An 18125-nucleotide genomic window follows, 5' to 3' on the forward strand; every position below is an offset into this window, starting at 1 on the left:
GGACATTTGCGGACGTCTTTTCTGTAGGAGCGAATTCATTCGCGAAGGGCCGCGGAGCGGCCCGTTGGCCCACATCGCGAATGAATTCGCGCCCACACCTCGTCCTGGAACCTCGGGTTTCAGGAAAAAACGGAATGAATCTGCCGGTTTTTTTCGTTTGCCCCGAGGCCGCCGGGCTGCTTGGATAGGCTCACCTTTCCTTGTCACCCGGAATCGCTTCATGTCTGCCAACGAGCGCCTGTTTACCCTGGTCGCCAGTGTGATCGGCGAACCCGCCGCCCGCTGGGTCGAAGCCCATGTGGAAGTTCCCGCCGGCCTGTCCGCCTTTCCCATCGGCGAAAGCGCCGTGCATCGTGCCTGGCTGGCCGAGGCGCTGAACCTGTGCCTGTTCCACAAGCTGGTGGAGGCCGTGCCCACAGGTCATACCTATGTGGAAGAGCAGCAGGCCAGGGGTCGCCGGGTGCTGTTCGACCATGGCGCCATCCGCACCGTCGACTGGCCGGACAACGGCGCCCTGCCCCGTGGCCGCCAGGCCTTCGCCCGTCTGCTGGAACCGCTGGGCTTCGCCGACGTGCGCACCTATCCACTGACCCGGCTGAAGATGACCGGCTACGCCTACCGGCAGATGGACCTTCCCGAGGAGATCGCCCAGTTTTTCGTTTCCGAGCTGCATCCGGGGCGTTTCAGCGAAAGCTTCCAACTGGCGGTGAGCCGCGTGGTAGGCGACAGCCGTGACCCGCTGGACACCGGCCACAAGGCCATCCTCGACACCCTCTGGCGCCAGCGCCAGTGCAGCTATGCCGAGGCCCTGCACCTGCTGCCGGCACTGCATCGCGCGTTCGACCGCCAGCACGGTCTGGTGCGGGAACAGGACTACGCGACGCTGCGCGAGGAAAGCGTGGAGATGGCCTGGATCGCCACCGAGGGCAACATGTTCAACCACCTCACCGACCGCGTCGCCGACTTGCAGGCGGTGGTAGACGAGCAGAACGCCAAGGGCCGGCCGATGAAGGCCAGCATCGAGGTTTCCGCCTCCGGCCGGGTGAAGCAGACGGCCTACCGCGCGGTGCAGGTGCAGCGGGACTTCGTCGACGCCCAGGGGCAGATCGTCCAGCGCGAAGTACCGGGCTCCTTCGTCGAATTCATCCAGCGCGAGATCGACCCGGACACTTCCCGCCTCGACCTGAACTTCGACAGCAGCAACGCCCAGGGCATTTTCAAGATGACAGCGGGCAACTCGTAGGAGCGATTCCGGCCTGGATTCGTAGGATGGCGTAGAGCGAAGCGAAACCCATCACGCAGCCGTGGGCGTCCGTCGACTTGCGATTGAAAGCGCCACACACGGGAAGCCCACAGAGCATGGGACATACAAAAAGGCCGCTTCACGGAGCGGCCCTTTTGCATTCGCCTGGGGTCAGTCGACCAGGGCCAGGGTGCCTTTCATCATCGACACGTGCCCCGGGAAGGAGCAGAAGAACTCGTAGCTTTCACCAGCGGCCAGCTTGGACACATCGAACGTCACGCTGTCGCTCTCGCCGCCGCCGATCATCTTGGTGTGTGCAATGATGCGCGGGTCGTCGACGTTGAGGTAGCCCTTGTCGAGGCCCACGGCCATGCCTTCGGTGGCGATAGCCTGGGCATCGGCGGTCTTGCTCAGCACCCAGTTGTGACCCATTACGTTCTTGGCCAGGGTGCCGGTGTGCTTGAGGTTCACGGTGAAGGTCTTGCAACTCTTGCTGACCTTGATCTCTTTGGTATCGAACGTCATCTGGTCAGTGCCTTGTACATCCACGGTACATTCGGCAGCCAGCAGAGGTGCACTGGCCAGGGCCAGAAGGGATGCAACGACGAGCTTGCGAATCATGGGAGTCTCCTTGGCGGAATGGGCGGAAGGCCCACGTTGGGAGACTGCACGAATTGGTGGCGAGTTCCCATCACCTGCGGCAACGGGCCGCAACCTGTCTGAAACAAGGAGTTTCACGCGCCATGTTGTCCTTCTTCATCGCCGCCATGCTGCTCGGATTCGTGTTCAATGCGGCGCCCGGCGCGGTTTTCAGCGAAACCCTGCGGCGCGGCCTGCGTGACGGCTACCAGCCGGCGCTGATGGTACAGATCGGCTCCCTGGTGGGCGACGCCACCTGGGCCGCCCTGGGCCTCACCGGCCTCGCCCTGTTGCTGGACAGCGCCACCGTGCGTTACCCGCTGACCATCGCCAGCGCGCTTTACCTCGGCTGGCTCGGCCTGCAGTCCCTGCGCGACGCCCATCGCCCGCCGCAACCCGCCAGCGAGGACACCGGCGTCAGCGGCGGCGCTTTCGCCTCAGGCGCGGCGCTGTCGCTGACCAACCCGCAGAACATCGTCTATTGGGCCGCCATGGGTGGCGCGATGGCGGCCGTCGGCGTGGCCGAGCCGACGCCCACCCACCTCGCGGTGTTCTTCAGCGGCTTCATGCTGTCGTCGCTGCTCTGGTGCTTCATCTGTGCCGGCCTGGTGGACTGGTTCCGCCGCGCGGCATCGACTCTCTGGCACCGCCTCACCTACCTGGCCTGCGGTCTATGCCTGTTGGGGCTGTCGGGGATGACGGCGGCAGAGCTGCTCAAGTTGGCCTGAGCTATCGGACTCATCGAGACAATCAACGGGCGGCGTGTCGGGGGCCGCTTTAGCATGGCGTCATTCATCCACAAGGAGATGCGCCATGAACTTCCTGCAAAGCTTGCTCGCCGCCTATAGCGCCGGGGCCTGCGGTGCGTCCGCCGACTGACTCCGCCGCCGACCGTTCGGAAGCTGACCCGCCGTACGGCTTGGAGCCCAGCGGCGAAATCGGTACTCTTGCGCGCTTTTTCGCACCGGGAGTCCCCCATGTCCTTGCGTTCCGTCTGCGTGTTCTGCGGCGCCAGCCCTGGCGCCAAGCCGATCTACCGTGAAGCCGCCGCCCTCCTGGGGCACACCCTGGCCGAACGCGGCATCACCCTGGTCTACGGTGGTGGCGCGGTGGGCCTGATGGGCACCGTGGCTGACGCGGCCCTGGCCGCCGGCGGCGAGGTCATCGGCGTGATTCCGCAGAGCCTGATGGACGCCGAAATCGGTCACAAAGGCCTGAGCCGCCTGGAAGTGGTGGACGGCATGCACGCGCGCAAGGCGCGCATGGCCGAGTTGTCGGACGCCTTCATCGCCCTGCCCGGCGGCCTCGGCACCCTGGAAGAGCTGTTCGAAGTCTGGACCTGGGGCCAGCTGGGCTACCACAGCAAGCCACTGGGCCTGCTGGAGGTGAACAGCTTCTACGACAAGCTCACCGACTTTCTCGACCACCTGGTGGAAGAGCGCTTCGTCCGCGACCAGCACCGCGGCATGCTGCAGGTCGGCGGCCACCCGGAAACCCTGCTGGACCGCCTGGAAGCCTGGCGCCCCTCCAGCGCGCCCAAGTGGGTCGACCGCAAGCCGCACTGATCGCTCTCGCTAGACTGTCTGGAAACAGAAACAGTCCAGGGAGGATGCTCCATGGCGGGCCGTGAGCGGATCAAGGTCTACTACAACAGCGCCTGCCCGGTGTGCAAAGCCGGGATCGAAGGCCAGAAAGGCAAGACCACCGCCTGCCAGGTGGAGTGGACCGACATCCACCTGGACAATGGTGCGGTGGCGGAGATCGGCGAGAGCCTGGAGTACGTCCGCGAGCGCCTGCACCTGATGGACGAACAGAGCATCAAGCGCATGGGGCTGGATGCCTTCATCGTCCTCTGGCGGCATTCGCCGGAAGAGCACTGGAAGGCCCGGCTGTTTTCCCTGCCGCTGGTCCACGGCCTGGCGCAACTGGCCTACAAGGCCTTCGCCCGGCTGCTCTACCGCTGGAACAGGGCCAAGCATCACTGGTGAATGGAATGACCACCCCGATTGAACACCTGACTACCCTCTCTCCCACCGACCGCCAGCGCCTGGTGGAGGTCTGGGAAAGCGCCGTGCGCGCCACCCACCATTTCCTTTCCGAGGACGACATCCAGTTCTTCCGTCCCCTGGTACGCGATGCCTACCTGGATTCGGTGCGCCTGGCCTGCCTGCGGGACGGCGAAGGCCGCATCGCCGGCTTCGTCGGACGCGTCGAGGACAAGGTGGAGATGCTCTTCGTCGACCCCGCCCGTCATGGCCGGGGCATCGGCCGCGCATTGATGGAGCACGCCCTGGCCGAGGGTGCGAGCCAGGTGGACGTCAACGAGCAGAACACTCAGGCGGTGGGTTTCTACCTGCACCTGGGGTTCGGCCAGTACGACCGCTCGGAAGTGGATGGCCTGGGCAAGCCGTTCCCGATCCTGCATCTGCGTCTGGCCTGACGGCCGTACCCTGAAGGAAGAGGGGGTTGTAGGAGCGAATTCATTCGCGAAGCAGCTCGCAGAGCGGCCCCTCGAATACCGTGCAGATGCCGGCCCCCCTCACCCCAACCCTCTCCCGGAGGGAGAGGGAGCCGATTGTGCCCAACCTACGGGGCCGGCTGCTGCACGATGATGGTCTGGGCCGGCATCGGCGCCGGGAAGTCGGTGCCCAGCGCCTCCTTGATCACCCGGTTGGTGTCGAAATACACCTGCCAGTAGTGGTCGTTGTGGCAATAGGGGCGCACCGCCAGCACCGGTCCCACCAGGTTGAACTCGAGGATTTCCACGTCCACCGGCGGGGTGGCGAGGACGTTGGGGATGGCGGTGATGCGCTCCTTGAGCAGGGCCGCGGCGGCCTGCCAGTCGGCGGCGCCGGACAGCTGGGCCTTCAGCTCCACGCGACGGAACTCGTTGTGGCTGAAGTTCTGGATGGTGTCGCTGAAGATCTTGTTGTTGCCCACCAGGGTCATCACGTTGTCCGGGGTGTTGATGGCGGTGGCGAACAGGCCGATCTCCCTCACCGTGCCGGTCACGCCGCCGGCGCTGATGAAGTCGCCCACCTTGAACGGCCGCAGGACAATGATGAAACCGCCGGCCGCCAGGTTCGCCAGCAACCCCGACCAGGCCATGCCGATGGCCAGGCCGACCGCCGCGATCACCGCCGCCAGGCTGGTGGTCTGGATGCCGAAGTAGCCGAGGATGCCCACCACCAGGAGGACGTTCAGGGTCACGGTGATGAAGGAGCCGACGTAGCGCAGCACGGTCGGGTCGACCTTCTGCCGCTCCAGGGATCGCTGCACCAGCCCGACGGCGAAGCCGATCAGCCAGCGGCCGACGACCCAGAAGGCAATGGCCGCGAGAATCTTGATGCCGAAGGTGGTGGCGTACTGCATGACGGTCGTCATGAACGCGCTGACCTTCTCGGTCCCCACATTGACGATGGTTGTTTCATCCATGGCGAAGCACCTGCAGGAGAGAAGTGGCCCGGAAAAAGCTAGCACGGTCCCCGCGAAGTGCCTGTCCGGCACGGTTCCGTAGGATGGGTAGAGGTACGAAACCCAACGATTCGAGCCTGAGACGGCACACCACGTTGGGCTTCGCTTCGATCTGCACCTACAAGAGCATCAGATGGCGAGTTCCCAGAGCGGCATGACGGTGACCCGCACGTCGGGGTCGTGGCTGCCGCCGCCGAGGATGACCCCGCGCAGGGGCGAGACATCCGAGAAATCCCGCCCCCAGGCCAGGGTGATGTGCTCCAGGTTGGGCAGGATGTTGTTGGTGGGATCGAAGTCCACCCAGCCGTTCTGCGGGCAATACACCGAGACCCAGGCGTGGGAGGCGTCGGCGCCGACCAGGCGCGGTTGTCCGGGGGGGGGCTGGGTCAGCAGGTAGCCGCTGACGTAGCGCGCCGCCAGCCCGCGCGAACGCAGGCAGGCAAGCATGAGGTGGGCGAAGTCCTGACAGACGCCGCGGCGCCGCTCCAACACTTCGGTAAGGGGCGTCGCCACCTGGGTAGCCTCGGCGTCGAAGGCGAATTCGCTGAAGATTTTCTCCATCAGCGCCGCCGTGCCCTGCAGCAGCGGCCGGCCGGCGGGGAAGCAGGCGCTGGCGAATTCGGCGAACTGGCGCTTGATCCGTACATAGGGCGACTCCACCCGGTAGCGGCAGGCTTCCAGTTCGAGGGGCGTCAGGGCCCGGCCGGTGTAGGCCAGGCTGGCCGGCACCTGCTCCCAGGCCGGCGATGCGGCCAGGTCCGGCGGGACGTGGGGCAGCACCTCGACCTGCAGGCGGGCATTCACCTGCAGCTCATCGTGGGGGCGCTCGAAGGCCAGGCGCGTCAATGGGTTGCCGAACACGTCCAGGAGGTCCTGGCGCTGGGTGGGCTCGGGGTCGATCAACAGTTGCCGGCCGCTGCACAACTGCCAGGGGCAGTCGCGCGGCCACAAGTGCACCAGTTGCTGGGACAGCGACACCGGCGCCGAATAGCGGTAGTGGGTGTCGTGGAGCACCTGGTAGCGGGCGCCCTGCACGGGAGCGATGGAGTGGGCTTGCGCGCGCATCAGGTGGATACCGTTTGCTGGCTGACGTCGTCGACGTGGGCAAAATAGCGCAATCCGAGGCGGTCGGAGACTTGTCCGACGTTCTGTGCGATTTCCCGCAGCAGTCCGGCCAGCCCGGCCAGGACCTCGGCCAGGCTTTCGGCGCCGAACAGCGGGTCTTCCAGGGTGGCCAGGTCGAAGGCCAGCAGGCGCCCGATCAGCCCGCTCAGGGCCAGCTCCTGGGGCGCGCCGAATTCCTGTTGCAGGTGGCCGAGGGAACGCTCCAGGGCCTGCAACTGGAAGCGCAGGGCATGGGGGTTCTGGTCGTGCAGCAGGAGCAGGTCGAGCACCGGGATCAGTTGCGGCGACGCCAGGTAGCGCGACCGGTAGGTGATGGTGCTGTTGCCCAGCTCCAGCAGCCACTCCAGGCCAATCGAGTCCCAGGCGGCATCGCCTTCGAGGAAGCCGGCGATGGCATCGGCGTAGAACTGCACCCGTTCGATGCGCCGGCCGATCATCAGGAAGCGCCAGCCGTCGTCGCGGGTCATGTCGTCCAGGGCGAAGCCAGACAGCGCGGCCAGGGACATCAGCAGGCGGCTGAGGAATTCCAGGGCCTCGCCCAGATCGGTGCGCTTCGGGTCCAGGGCCTGCGCCTCGCGGTGCAGTTCCTGTACCGCGTGCCAGTTTTCCTGCGACAGGCGCCCGCGCACCTGGGCCGCCGTCCAGTGCAGACGGCGCAGGTTGGCGCTGACGCTGCTGGGCCACTCGTCGTCCAGCAGCGCCGCCAGCAGGCGCTGTTCCAGCGGCTCGCTGCCGCGCGGCACCAGGCCGACGGCCTGGGCCAGCTGCAGCGCCGATTGCAGCGCCGGCTCGTCGCCGTCGGCATCCACGTAGCGCGACAGCACCACCCGCAACAGGCGGGCGCCGTCATCGCAACGCTCGCCGTAACGGCCGAACCAGTAGAGGTTCTCCACCACCCGCGATGGCAGGTAGGGGTCCTGGCGGATCAGGTCGCGCGCGCCGAGGGTGCGCGGGCGCAGCGGCTCGCCCACCACCGGGCGGTCGGCCAGCACCCAGGTGTCCTTGCTCGCCCCGCCGCGCTGCATGGACACCACTTCGGCATCCGCCGCCGAAGCGACCCGCGTCAGTCCGCCGGGCATCACCCAGTAGCGCCCGTCGCTGCCAGCCACGGCGAACACGCGCATGCCGATGGCCCGCGAATGCAGTTCGCCGCCGTCCGCGCCGTCCTGCCACACCGGCGCCTGGGACAGCTGCGCCATGCGCTGGGCGACATAGGCATGGGGATGAGCCTGCAGGCGTTTGCGCAGGGCCAGCAGCGCGCCATCTTCCAGGGCATGGCCGAACAGCGGTTCGAAGCTCTGGCTGGGAAAGGCCGGTTTGATCACCAGCCCGGCCAGCTCTTCCAGGGACTTGCCCACCCCCTGCCCGGTGCCACACCACCAGGTGCCGACGGTGGGCAGCAGCAGTTCCTCGCCCAGCAGGCGCTGGCTGACCCGTGGCAGGAAACCGAGCAGGCCCGGCGACTCCAGCACGCCGCTGCCCAGGGCGTTGGCCACCAGCACCCGGCCCCGACGCACAGCATCCAGCAGGCCGGGCACGCCCAGGGCCGAGTCGGTGCGCAGCTCCAGGGGGTCGCAGTAGTCGTCGTCGAGGCGGCGCAGCACGGCGTGGACGCGCTTCAATCCGCCCAGGGTCTTGAGGTAGAGGGTGGCGTCGCGCACCGTCAGGTCGTGACCTTCCACCAGCGGGAAGCCGAGCTGGCGGGCCAGGTAGAGGTGCTCGAAATAGGTTTCGTTGAAGCGCCCCGGCGTCAGCAGCACCACCAGCGGCGTCTCGCCATCGCTGGGGGCCTGGCGGATCAGGGTTTCCTGCAGGGTGCGGAAATAGCCGGCCAGGTACTGCACCCGCAGGTCGCGGTAGAGCTCCGGCAGGGCGCGGGAGACGATCTGCCGGTTTTCCAGGGTATAGCCGGCGCCGGACGGCGCCTGGGTGCGGTCGGCCAGCACATGCCAGCGGCCGTCGGCATCGCGGGCCAGGTCCGCCGCGTAGCTGTGCAGGAAGATGCCGCCGGCCGGGCGCAGGCCCTGGCAGGGCCAGAGAAAGTTCGGATGGCCGTAGACCAGTTCGCTGGGCAACAGCCCTTCGGCCAGCAGGTGCTGCTCGCCATAGAGGTCGGCGAGCACCGCGTTGAGCAAGCGCGCTCGCTGGGCCACGCCGGCGGCGATGGGTTGCCACTCCTCGGCCGATAGCAGGTTGGGCAACAGGTCCAGCTCCCAAGGGCGGTCGGTGCCCTTGGGGTCGGCATAGACGTTGTAGGTGACACCATTTTCCTGGATCTGCCGCACCAGCAGCTCCTGGCGCTGGCGCATCTGCGCCGGGTTGCTGCGCTCCAGTTGCTGGAACAGGCGTTGCCAATGCGGCCGTACCTGGCCGTCAGCATCCATCAGTTCGTGGTAGGCCGTGGCGGTCAGGGGGTAATGGGCTAGCAGCTCGGACATCGAGGAACTCGGCAGATGGGCAGCAGGGAAACTGTAGCGGACCGCGGGGCCACAGGGAGCCGCAAAGGCGACCGGGACGCGCCGTGCGCCGCCTAACGGCGGCGCAGGTCCAGGGTCATGGGCAATTCATCGTCGACCCGCGGAGCGCCGACCTGCTGCTTGCCCGGCGTGTGCCCATGGCGGAAGAAGCGCGCCAGGCGGCGGCTCTCGGCCTCGTAGGCGTTCACCGGGAAGCTGTCGTAGCTACGTCCGCCGGGGTGGGCGACATGATACTGGCAACCCCCCAGCGAGCGCTGCATCCAGGTATCCACCAGGTCGAACACCAGCGGCGCCTGCACGCCAATGGTGGGTTGCAGGCAGGAGGCCGGCTGCCAGGCGCGGTAGCGCACCCCGGCGACGAACTCACCGCCCCGTCCGGTGGGCCGCAACGGCACCGGCTGGCCATTGCAGGTGAGCACGTAGCGGTCCGGCGCCATGCCGTTGACCTTCACCTGCACCCGCTCCAGGGAGGAGTCGACGTAACGCACGTTGCCGCCGTTGCCGCCCTCCTCCCCCAGCACGTGCCAGGGTTCCAGGGCCTGGCGCAGCTCCAGGTCGATGCCCTTGACCTGGTAGTCGCCGTACTTGGGGAAGCGGAATTCGAAGTGCGGCGCGAACCACTCGCTGCGCAGCGGGTAGCCGGCAGCGTTGAATTCATGGACCACGTCCTCGAAGTCCTGCTGGACGAAGTGCGGCAGCAGGAAACGGTCATGCAACGCCGTGCCCCAGCGCACCAGCTTGGGCGGCTGGTAAGGCTCGTTCCAGAAGCGCGCCACCATCCCGCGCAGCAGCAGTTGCTGGGCCAGGCTCATGCGCGCATGGGGCGGCATCTCGAAGGCACGCAGCTCCAGCAGGCCGAGGCGGCCGCTGCTGCTGTCCGGCGAGTAGAGCTTGTCGATGCAGAACTCCGCGCGGTGGGTGTTGCCGGTGACATCCACCAGCAGGTTGCGCAGCAGCCGGTCCACCAGCCAGGGCGGGCAGTCGGTGCCGGGCTCGGGCATCTGGGCAAAGGCGACCTCCAGTTCGTAGAGCGCGTCGTTGCGCGCCTCGTCCACCCGCGGCGCCTGGGAAGTGGGGCCGATGAACAGGCCGGAGAACAGGTAGGACAGCGACGGGTGGTTGTGCCAGTAGCTGATCAGGCTGCGCAGCAGGTCGGGCCGGCGCAGGAACGGCGAGTCCGCCGGCGTGGCGCCGCCGAGGACGAAGTGATTGCCGCCGCCGGTGCCGACATGGCGGCCATCCACCATGAACTTTTCGCTGGACAGTCGGCTCCGCCGCGCCGCCTCGTAGAGGAATTCGGTGCGCTCCACCAGTTCGTCCCAGTTGGCCGAAGGGTGGATGTTCACCTCGATCACCCCCGGATCGGGCGTGACGCGGAAATTTACCAGGCGCGGGTCGCTGGGCGGCTCGTAGCCTTCCAGCAGCACCGGGCAATCCAGCTCGCCGGCGGTGGCTTCGATGGCGGCCACCAGTTCCAGGTACGCCTCCAGCTCGGAGAGTGGCGGCATGAAGAGGTACAGCCGGCCCTCGCGCGGCTCGGCGCAGAGGGCGGTGCGGGTGATGCCGGCGGCGGACTCGTGCAGGCCCGGTTCGCGCTCGGCGTAACGCTCGCCGGGCGCGCCATCGCGCAGTTGCTGGCGGATCAACGCAGCCCGCCGCAGCGGCGGGAAGCCCTGGCTGGGATCGGCCGGATTGACATAGGGGTAGTCGGCCTCGCTGACCCAGGGCTGGGAATCCAGCGGCAGGCGATAGCCCAGTGGCGAATCACCGGGTATCAGCCGGCAGTGCTCGTCGCGCAGGAACCAGCGGCCACTTTCCCAGGCATCCCCCGCCGCACTGCGCGCCAGGGGCAGCACCTGACCCACCACCTCGCCCAGACCGCGCTCGAACACGCGACGCAAGCGCTCACGCTCCAGCGGGTCGGCCAGGCGGGCGTCTTCCGGGGTGACGTTGGCGGGCAGCTTGCGCTCGCGCCAGAGGTAGTAGAACCAGTCCTCGAAGGCCGGGAACTGGTGTTCGCCCGAGACCCCCAGGCGGCTGGCCACGCGACCGAGGAAGCGCGCGGCCAGGCGGACGTCGGCACCGTACCCACGGGTTTCGTCAGCGTAGAGCCGTGGGTCCTGCCAGAGGGGCTCGCCGTCGCGCCGCCAGTAGCAGTTGAGCGACCAGCGCGGCAGTTGCTCGCCGGGGTACCACTTGCCCTGGCCGAAATGCACCAGGCCCTGGGGGGCGTAGTGCCGGCGTAGGCGATGGAACAGGTCGGCGGCGAGCAGGCGCTTGTTCGGCCCGAGGGCGGTGGTGTTCCACTCCGGGTCGTCGGGGTAGTCGATGGCGATGAAGGTGGGTTCGCCGCCCATGGTCAGGCGCACGTCGCCGGCCACGAGATCGGCGTCGATGCGCGCGCCCAGTTCACGGATCGCCTGCCACTGTTCCTCGCTGTAGGGCTTGGTCACGCGGGGCGCTTCCCAGACGCGCTCGACGCGCATCTCGTGGCCGAACTCGCACTCGCATTCGTCCAGCGCCCCGCTGATGGGTGCCGCCGACGAGGGCTCCGGGCTGCAGGCCAGTGGAAGATGGCCCTCGCCGGCGAACAGCCCGGAGGTCGGGTCCAGGCCGACCCAGCCGGCGCCCGGCAGGTAGACCTCGCACCAGGCATGCAGGTCGGTGAAGTCCACCTCGGTGCCGCTGGGGCCATCGAGGGATTTCTGGTCAGCGGTGAGCTGGATCAGGTAGCCGGAGACGAAGCGCGCCGCCAGGCCCAGGTGACGCACCAACTGCACCAGCAGCCAGGCGGAGTCGCGGCAGGAACCGGATGCCAGCTCCAGGCTCTCTTCCGGGGACTGCACCCCAGGCTCCATGCGGATCAGGTAGCGGATGTCCCGCGACAGTTGCTGGTTCAGCGCCACCAGGAAATCCACTGTGCGCTTGGGGCTGAGGTCGATGCGCGCCAGGTAGTCGGCGAACAGCGGCGTGGCCGGCAGGCGGCTCAGGTAGGGGGCCAGCTCGCGCTGGTCGTCGGTGGTGTAGCTGAAGGGAAACTGCTCGGCGTAGGGCTCGAGAAAGAAGTCGAAGGGGTTGAACACCGCCATCTCGGCGACCAGGTCCACCTCCACCTTCATTTCCCGGGTCTTCTCCGGGAATACCAGGCGTGCCAGGTAGTTGCCCTGGGGGTCCTGCTGCCAGTTGATGAAGTGCTTGCCCGGCGCCACCTTCAGCGAGTAGCCGAGGATGCGCGTGCGGCTGTGGGGCGCCGGCCGCAGGCGGATGACCTGCGGACCGAGGTTGACCTCACGATCGTAGCGATAGTGGGTGACATGATGCAGTGCGACATGGATCGACACGGCGTGCCTCCTGCGAGCCTGGGCGATGCCGGGAAGCGCGCAAGACTTGTGCCAGCCCCGGAACCGCCGATTTCAGCCCCTCCGAGCACCGGAAATGGGCCGCCTGTGCACCCGCATGAACCCGCCGCACAAAAATGGATCGTGGGCCGGTTCTGCCGGTGAACTTTCAGCCTAGCGGCGGAAGATGAAGAAGAAAGGAATTCGCGACGGAGTGGTCAGTGGGGATTGGGTATAAGCCGTGCGCCGCGGACGTCTTGCGGGCTTTTCCCGAGGGCGCATTCATTGGCTCTGTCTGCGTCAAGTGTTGCTAGCAGCTCTGGCGCCTCGCTGATTTCCGAGTTCCGCTGAGATTTCCGGTTTCGTCCCCCCGGACGAGTCCCTTTCTCAGTCGCCGAAAGGAACCAAAGGGCTTGCCCCTGCATCCGGCCCGGCTGCGCCGGGTGCCCTCCCTCCATCCTTGCGCCGGGGGCACGGCGTGAGGGGCCATCCATGGCCCCGCACGCCTCTCGCGGCATCCATGCCGCTCGTCCCCCTCTGCAACGATTCCGCTCGGCCTCCTGAAGGGGCGGGGTCGCTGCCCCACCTTTCTCTGCTCGGTGTCAGACCATTGTGGGCTTCAGGACTGTTTGTGCCTCGCCAGCTCGAGTCACCCCTCTACCTCTGGGAGAGGGGCGGGGCGGGCCGCGTTCGGATGAGGGCTGTGTCAGGCCGGCGCGGAGGCCTGAACGAGCCGTGCTAGAGCCCTCCGTCTGAAACCACAACAGCTAACGCGAACATAGCCAATTCATTCGCCCCGCTCCCACACGAGCAGAACCCGCTCAACAGTCTCCCGGCAAACGGGCGATCCAGCGGCTCAGCAGCTCGACGCCTTCGCGATGGACGGTGGAACGCCCCAGCTCGGGCATCATCACGCTCGGGTCGGTGCTTTCCACGCGATAGATCAGGACCGAGGCCTCCGGCTGTCCGGGATGGATGTCTACCAGGCGGTCGCCGGAGCCCTTGCCCGCGGCCACCGGCTGTTTGCACAGGCCGTAGGGGATGCCCAGCGGTGTGGCCGGGTCAAGGTAGAGGCCGGACGTACGCGCCGGCCCCTTGGGGTTGTGGCAATGGCCGCAGTTGATGTCCAGGTAGCTGCGCGCTTGCCGCTCCAGGCTCTCGCCGTTGCGCGGCGCGCTGGCCAGGGTGTTGCGCGGGATGCCCTCGGGCGCCGGCAATCCCTTGAGCAAACCCTGGCGCTGCCAGTGCTGCAGCTGGTTTTCCACAGCCCCGGCATAGCGCAGCTCACGGTTCAGGTGGCGCGCCTTGGGGCCCAGGGGCTGCACGCCCTCGCCGTGGCGCTCCTCGTGGCAGCCGGCGCACTGGTTGGCGTCCGGCACCTGGTAATCCACCACCTGGGTTTCTCCCCCCGCGTCGTGCAGTTCCAGTGCCACACCGGCGCCGGCCCATTCCAGGGTCGCCTCCTGCTGCGCCTCGTCCCACACATAAGGCAGCGCCACCCAGCCGTCCCGCTGGCGCACCAGCACGCGGGTTTCCACCAGCCGGGTGCGGGCCAGGTCCAGGCCAGCGGCCGGGCCGCGGTCGTCCTGGGCGCTCTTCTGCAGGCGCCCCTGGTTGTCCCGTGGGTAGTAAAAGGTCTTGGTGAGCACGCTGCCCACAGGGAACTCGAAGCGCTCCTCGCCGTAACGGGCGGCCTGGTCCGGCGGCAGCCAGACGGTGCGCAGCTTGTGCGCGTAGTCGCTGAACAGCGGCGTATTGAGGTCATAGGTCAGGGCCTCGGCGACCGGCCGCAGGTGGCCGCCGGTGCGCTGCAACATGCCCCAGCCGCTGAGCGTGTCCGGGTAGTCCTCGCTTTCGGGCAGGTACAGCGGCCCGGCCTGGCGCTCGCAGCCGGCCAGCAGCAGCAGCGCCAGGCAGAGGACGTGCCTCATGCGCCCTCCCCCACGTGCGCCAGCACCACTTCGGGCAGCGGCGGCAGGGTGCAGCGATGGGCGGCCATATCGGTGCTGATGTTCTTGAAGTTGTTGGGCCCATCGACGTTGACCAGGGTCGCCGTGCCATTGTCGACACAGATGCCGAGTTCCGCCGGCAGCTTGCCGTCCACCAGATTCGCGGGGTTCACGTAGCCGTCCCAGAGAATGTCCGGCAGGCGGCCACCCAGGCCGAACCTGGCGACTTTCAGGGCCTTCAGTTCGAGGTGGTCGGGGCTGTCGCCGCCCGGACCGAAACGATTGCCGTGGATGGCGATGCGTTCGGGATAGGGGTCGAAGTCCTCGGTGGTGGAGAGGTCGCTGTAACCGGTGCTGAAGTAGCTGCTGACGATAACGTTGGCCGTGCGATGGTGACCGATGTCGTTGTCGAAGATTTCAACATCGTCGTTGGAATTGATCACCACGCCGGAGCCGGCCGGCACGCTCGCCACCGGCGTGCCCTTGTGGCCGAAGTTGTCGTGGTTGTTGGCTTCGATCCTGTTGCGATAAATGCGCGTGCCATGTCCCGGTTGCTGCAGGTTGGGCATGTTGAACACCAGGATGCCGCCGGTATTGCCGGTGGCCAGGTTGTCGTAGACGTCGGCGCCTATGGTGTTCTCGATCTCGATGCCGGCGACGTTGCGTTCGGCGCGGCTGTTGCGTACCACCACGTTGCGTGACTGGCCGACGTAGATGCCGGCGTCGGAGGCGCCAATGGCCACCACGCCTTCGATCAGGGTGTTTTCGGTCTGCACCGGGTAAATGCCGTAGGCGCCGTTCTCGGTGGCCGGGCCATTGGTCCATTCGGTGCGCACATTGCGGATGACGATGTTGCGGCCGCCCACCACCTTGAGGGCGTCACCCTTGCTGTCCTCCAGCGCCAGGTCTTCGATGGTGAAATCCGAGGCGTCCACCAGCAGCCCTTCGGCGCCGGCCTTCTGCCCCTTGAAGCTGAGAATGGTCCTGTCCATGCCGGCGCCCTTGAGGGTCACGCCGCTGACCTTGAGGCTGAGGCCACGGTCCAGTTGCCAGGTGCCGGCGGGAATTTCGATGACGGTGCCGGGCCTGGCCCTGATCAGGCGCGCCTGCAAGTCCTTCTGGAAATCGGCATGGGTGACGGGCGGCGGGCTGGCGTCGCCACATCCGGCGAGCAGGACCGCCAGGGCGGCGAAGGAGGGGAAGCGCATGGCAGGCACCGACGGGCTCTCGTGATAATTGGCACTATAGTGCCAATTATCCTTGCTGTCGGAAATTTCCGACAAACCACCTTCCGCCCCTACGCCTGGGACGAGATGGCCGAGTCTGCGAGCTGTTGCAGCACGGAATGCACGCCTCTGGCACGGGTGGGCGAAACAGAAACGTGTGGCAGAACTCGGCCATCAACCAGGCTCGGGACGCTCCAGAATCACGCAGCCCCGACAGCGCCAACGAAAACGCCAGCCCGAAGGCTGGCGTCTCGATCAGCGCGGCGCCACCGGCCGTTTGGCCGGTTTCTTCTTGCCACCACCCTTGCCGGGGGCGGAGGCCTTGTTGTCCGCCTGCTTGCGGGCGAACGCCGCGGCCTTGGCCTGCTCGCGCTTGTCCCAGGGCTTGCTGCCGTCGCTGGCGCGCGGCGGCAGGCCGGTGTGTTGCGTGAGCACCTTGCCAACCTTGTTGCTGCCGGCCGGGGTGGAGTTCTTGCGGCGGGCGCTGTGGTACTCGTCCGTGGCCGGCTGGTGGGTGGGGATCAGTTGGTGCTTGCCGTTGCCGATCAGGTCGCCCCGACCCATGCGCTCCAGGGCTTCGCGCAGCATCGGCCAGTTCTTCGGATCGTGGTAGCGCAGGAAGGCCTTGTGCAGGCGGCGCTGCTCCTCGCTCTTGACGATTTTCACCCCTTCGCTCTTGTAGGTGACCTTGCGCAGGGGGTTCTTGCCCGAGTGGTACATGGCCGTGGCGCTGGCCATGGGCGAGGGATAGAACGCCTGCACCTGGTCGGCGCGGAAGCCGTTGCGCTTGAGCCAGAGGGCGAGGTTCATCATGTCCTCGTCCGTGGTGCCGGGGTGCGCGGCGATGAAGTACGGGATCAGGTACTGCTCCTTGCCCGCTTCCTTCGAGAACTTCTCGAACATCTGCTTGAAGCGATCGTAGGTGCCGATGCCCGGCTTCATCATTTTCGACAGCGGGCCATCCTCGGTGTGCTCCGGTGCGATCTTCAGGTAGCCGCCGACGTGGTGGGTCACCAGTTCCTTGACGTACTCGGGGGACTCCACGGCCAGGTCGTAGCGCAGGCCGGAAGCGATGAGGATCTTCTTCACCCCCGGCAGGTCGCGGGCACGGCGGTAGAGCTGGATCAGCGCCGAGTGGTCGGTGTTGAGGTTCTCGCAGATGCCCGGCCAGACGCAGGACGGCTTGCGGCAGTGCTTCTCGATCTCCGGGCTCTTGCAGGCGATCCGGTACATGTTGGCGGTGGGGCCGCCGAGGTCGGAGATGACGCCGGTGAAGCCGGGCACCTTGTCACGGATTTCCTCGATCTCGCGGATGATCGACTCTTCCGAGCGGTTCTGGATGATGCGGCCTTCGTGCTCGGTGATGGAGCAGAAGGTACAGCCGCCGAAGCAGCCGCGCATGATGTTCACCGAGAAGCGGATCATCTCGTAGGCCGGGATCTTTTCCTTGCCATAGGCCGGGTGCGGAACGCGGGCATAAGGCATACCGAAGACGTAGTCCATCTCCTCAGTGCTCATGGGGATGGGCGGTGCGTTGAACCAGACGTCCACATCGCCATGGCGCTGCACCAGGGCGCGCGCGTTGCCGGGGTTGGTTTCCAGGTGCAGTACGCGGTTGGCATGGGCGTAGAGCACCGGGTCGTTGCGCACCTTTTCGAAGGACGGCAGGCGGATCACGGTCTTGTCGCGGGTCAGGCGCGGGTTGGGCAGCAGCTGCACCACCTTGGCCTCTTGCGGATCGTCGACCGGGCCTTTCTCCTGCTCGATGGCGCAGGCGGCCGTGTCCTGGGTATTGACGTAGGGGTTGATGATCTTGTCGATCTTGCCTGGACGGTCGATGCGGGTGGAGTCGATCTCGAACCAGTCCGCTGGGGTATCGCGGCGAATGAAAGCAGTGCCGCGCACATCGGTGATGCTGTCGATGCTCTCGCCCCAGGACAGGCGCTGGGCGATTTCCACCACCGCGCGCTCGGCATTGCCGTACAGGAGGATGTCGGCGGTGGCGTCCATCAGGATGGAGCGACGGACCTTGTCCTGCCAGTAATCGTAGTGAGCGATGCGGCGCAGGGATGCCTCGATGCCGCCGAGGACCACTGGCACGTGGGTGTAGGCCTCCTTGCAGCGCTGGCTGTAGACCAGGCTGGCGCGGTCCGGGCGCTTGCCGGCGACGCCGCCGGGGGTGTAGGCGTCGTCGGAGCGGATCTTCTTGTCCGCGGTGTAGCGGTTGATCATGGAGTCCATGTTGCCCGCCGCCACGCCGAAGAACAGATTCGGCTCGCCGAGCTTCATGAAGTCGTCCTTCGAACGCCAGTCCGGCTGGGCGATGATCCCCACGCGGAAGCCCTGGGCTTCCAGCAGGCGGCCGATGATGGCCATGCCGAAGGACGGATGGTCGACGTAGGCGTCGCCGGTCACGATGATGATGTCGCAGGAATCCCAGCCGAGCTGATCCATCTCTTCCCGGCTCATCGGCAGGAAGGGCGCGGGACCGAAACACTCGGCCCAGTACTTCGGATAGTCGAACAGCGGCTTCGCGGCTTGCATATTTTTTGACCAGCGGGCTTTCACGGGGGCGCGGAATATAGCACAAATTTTGAGCAAATCCGACGCTGACGCTGGGTTTCTTCGCGACGCATGCAAGGTTGTAGGAAATG

At 66.8% G+C, this 18125-nt stretch carries 13 protein-coding genes; 5 read left to right on the forward strand and 8 right to left on the reverse strand.

What is annotated here, in order from left to right:
• Window positions 1–220 precede the first annotated feature (220 nt).
• Window positions 221–1243 (forward strand): DUF1338 domain-containing protein, encoded by a 1023-nt coding sequence (locus PJW05_RS24035; RefSeq protein ID WP_271409439.1) that lies wholly within the window; start codon window positions 221–223, stop codon window positions 1241–1243.
• Between the two features lie 171 nt (window positions 1244–1414).
• Here PJW05_RS24035 and azu read toward each other — a convergent pair whose 3' ends face one another.
• Window positions 1415–1864, reverse strand: coding sequence for an azurin (gene azu / locus PJW05_RS24040; RefSeq protein WP_271409440.1), 450 nt, complete (start codon window positions 1862–1864; stop codon window positions 1415–1417).
• 122 nt (window positions 1865–1986) lie between these two features.
• On the opposite strand from azu, the gene PJW05_RS24045 reads away from it, so the two are divergent.
• From PJW05_RS24045 to PJW05_RS24060, 4 genes are all read left to right on the forward strand, one after another.
• Window positions 1987–2610: a LysE family transporter gene (locus PJW05_RS24045; protein WP_271409441.1), complete on the forward strand. Its 624-nt coding sequence runs from the start codon at window positions 1987–1989 to the stop codon at window positions 2608–2610.
• A gap of 249 nt (window positions 2611–2859) precedes the next feature.
• Window positions 2860–3447 (forward strand): TIGR00730 family Rossman fold protein, encoded by a 588-nt coding sequence (locus PJW05_RS24050; RefSeq protein WP_271409442.1) that lies wholly within the window; start codon window positions 2860–2862, stop codon window positions 3445–3447.
• A gap of 51 nt (window positions 3448–3498) precedes the next feature.
• Window positions 3499–3870 carry a thiol-disulfide oxidoreductase DCC family protein gene (locus PJW05_RS24055; protein WP_271409443.1) on the forward strand — a complete coding sequence of 124 codons (372 nt, stop codon included), beginning with the start codon at window positions 3499–3501 and terminating at the stop codon, window positions 3868–3870.
• Window positions 3871–3875: 5 nt separating this feature from the next.
• Window positions 3876–4322, forward strand: a complete 447-nt coding sequence (locus PJW05_RS24060; RefSeq protein WP_271409444.1) for a GNAT family N-acetyltransferase — start codon at window positions 3876–3878, stop codon at window positions 4320–4322.
• A gap of 146 nt (window positions 4323–4468) precedes the next feature.
• On the opposite strand, the gene PJW05_RS24065 is transcribed toward PJW05_RS24060, so the two are convergent.
• From PJW05_RS24065 to PJW05_RS24095, 7 genes are all read right to left on the reverse strand, one after another.
• Window positions 4469–5317 carry a mechanosensitive ion channel family protein gene (locus tag PJW05_RS24065; protein ID WP_271409445.1) on the reverse strand — a complete coding sequence of 283 codons (849 nt, stop codon included), beginning with the start codon at window positions 5315–5317 and terminating at the stop codon, window positions 4469–4471.
• Between the two features lie 168 nt (window positions 5318–5485).
• Window positions 5486–6421 (reverse strand): transglutaminase family protein, encoded by a 936-nt coding sequence (locus PJW05_RS24070; RefSeq protein ID WP_271409446.1) that lies wholly within the window; start codon window positions 6419–6421, stop codon window positions 5486–5488.
• Entirely contained in the window at window positions 6421–8919 is a 2499-nt protein-coding gene (locus tag PJW05_RS24075) for a circularly permuted type 2 ATP-grasp protein (protein ID WP_271409447.1), read from the reverse strand. Before PJW05_RS24075 ends, PJW05_RS24070 begins: the two co-directional genes overlap by 1 nt.
• A 92-nt stretch (window positions 8920–9011) precedes the next feature.
• Window positions 9012–12299 (reverse strand): transglutaminase family protein, encoded by a 3288-nt coding sequence (locus tag PJW05_RS24080; protein ID WP_271409448.1) that lies wholly within the window; start codon window positions 12297–12299, stop codon window positions 9012–9014.
• Window positions 12300–13117: 818 nt separating this feature from the next.
• The gene (locus tag PJW05_RS24085; protein ID WP_271409449.1) at window positions 13118–14227 is read right to left on the reverse strand and encodes an SO2930 family diheme c-type cytochrome; all 1110 of its coding nucleotides are present in this window, start codon (window positions 14225–14227) and stop codon (window positions 13118–13120) included.
• Complete coding sequence (locus PJW05_RS24090) at window positions 14224–15453, reverse strand: parallel beta-helix domain-containing protein (protein WP_271409450.1); 1230 nt, start codon at window positions 15451–15453, stop codon at window positions 14224–14226. The genes PJW05_RS24085 and PJW05_RS24090 overlap by 4 nt, the downstream gene beginning before the upstream one ends.
• Before the next feature lie 273 nt (window positions 15454–15726).
• Complete coding sequence (locus PJW05_RS24095) at window positions 15727–18015, reverse strand: YgiQ family radical SAM protein (protein ID WP_271409451.1); 2289 nt, start codon at window positions 18013–18015, stop codon at window positions 15727–15729.
• Between the last annotated feature and the right edge of the window lie 110 nt (window positions 18016–18125).

This window comes from Pseudomonas sp. Q1-7, from assembly GCF_028010285.1.
In the GTDB taxonomy this organism is placed as follows: domain Bacteria; phylum Pseudomonadota; class Gammaproteobacteria; order Pseudomonadales; family Pseudomonadaceae; genus Metapseudomonas.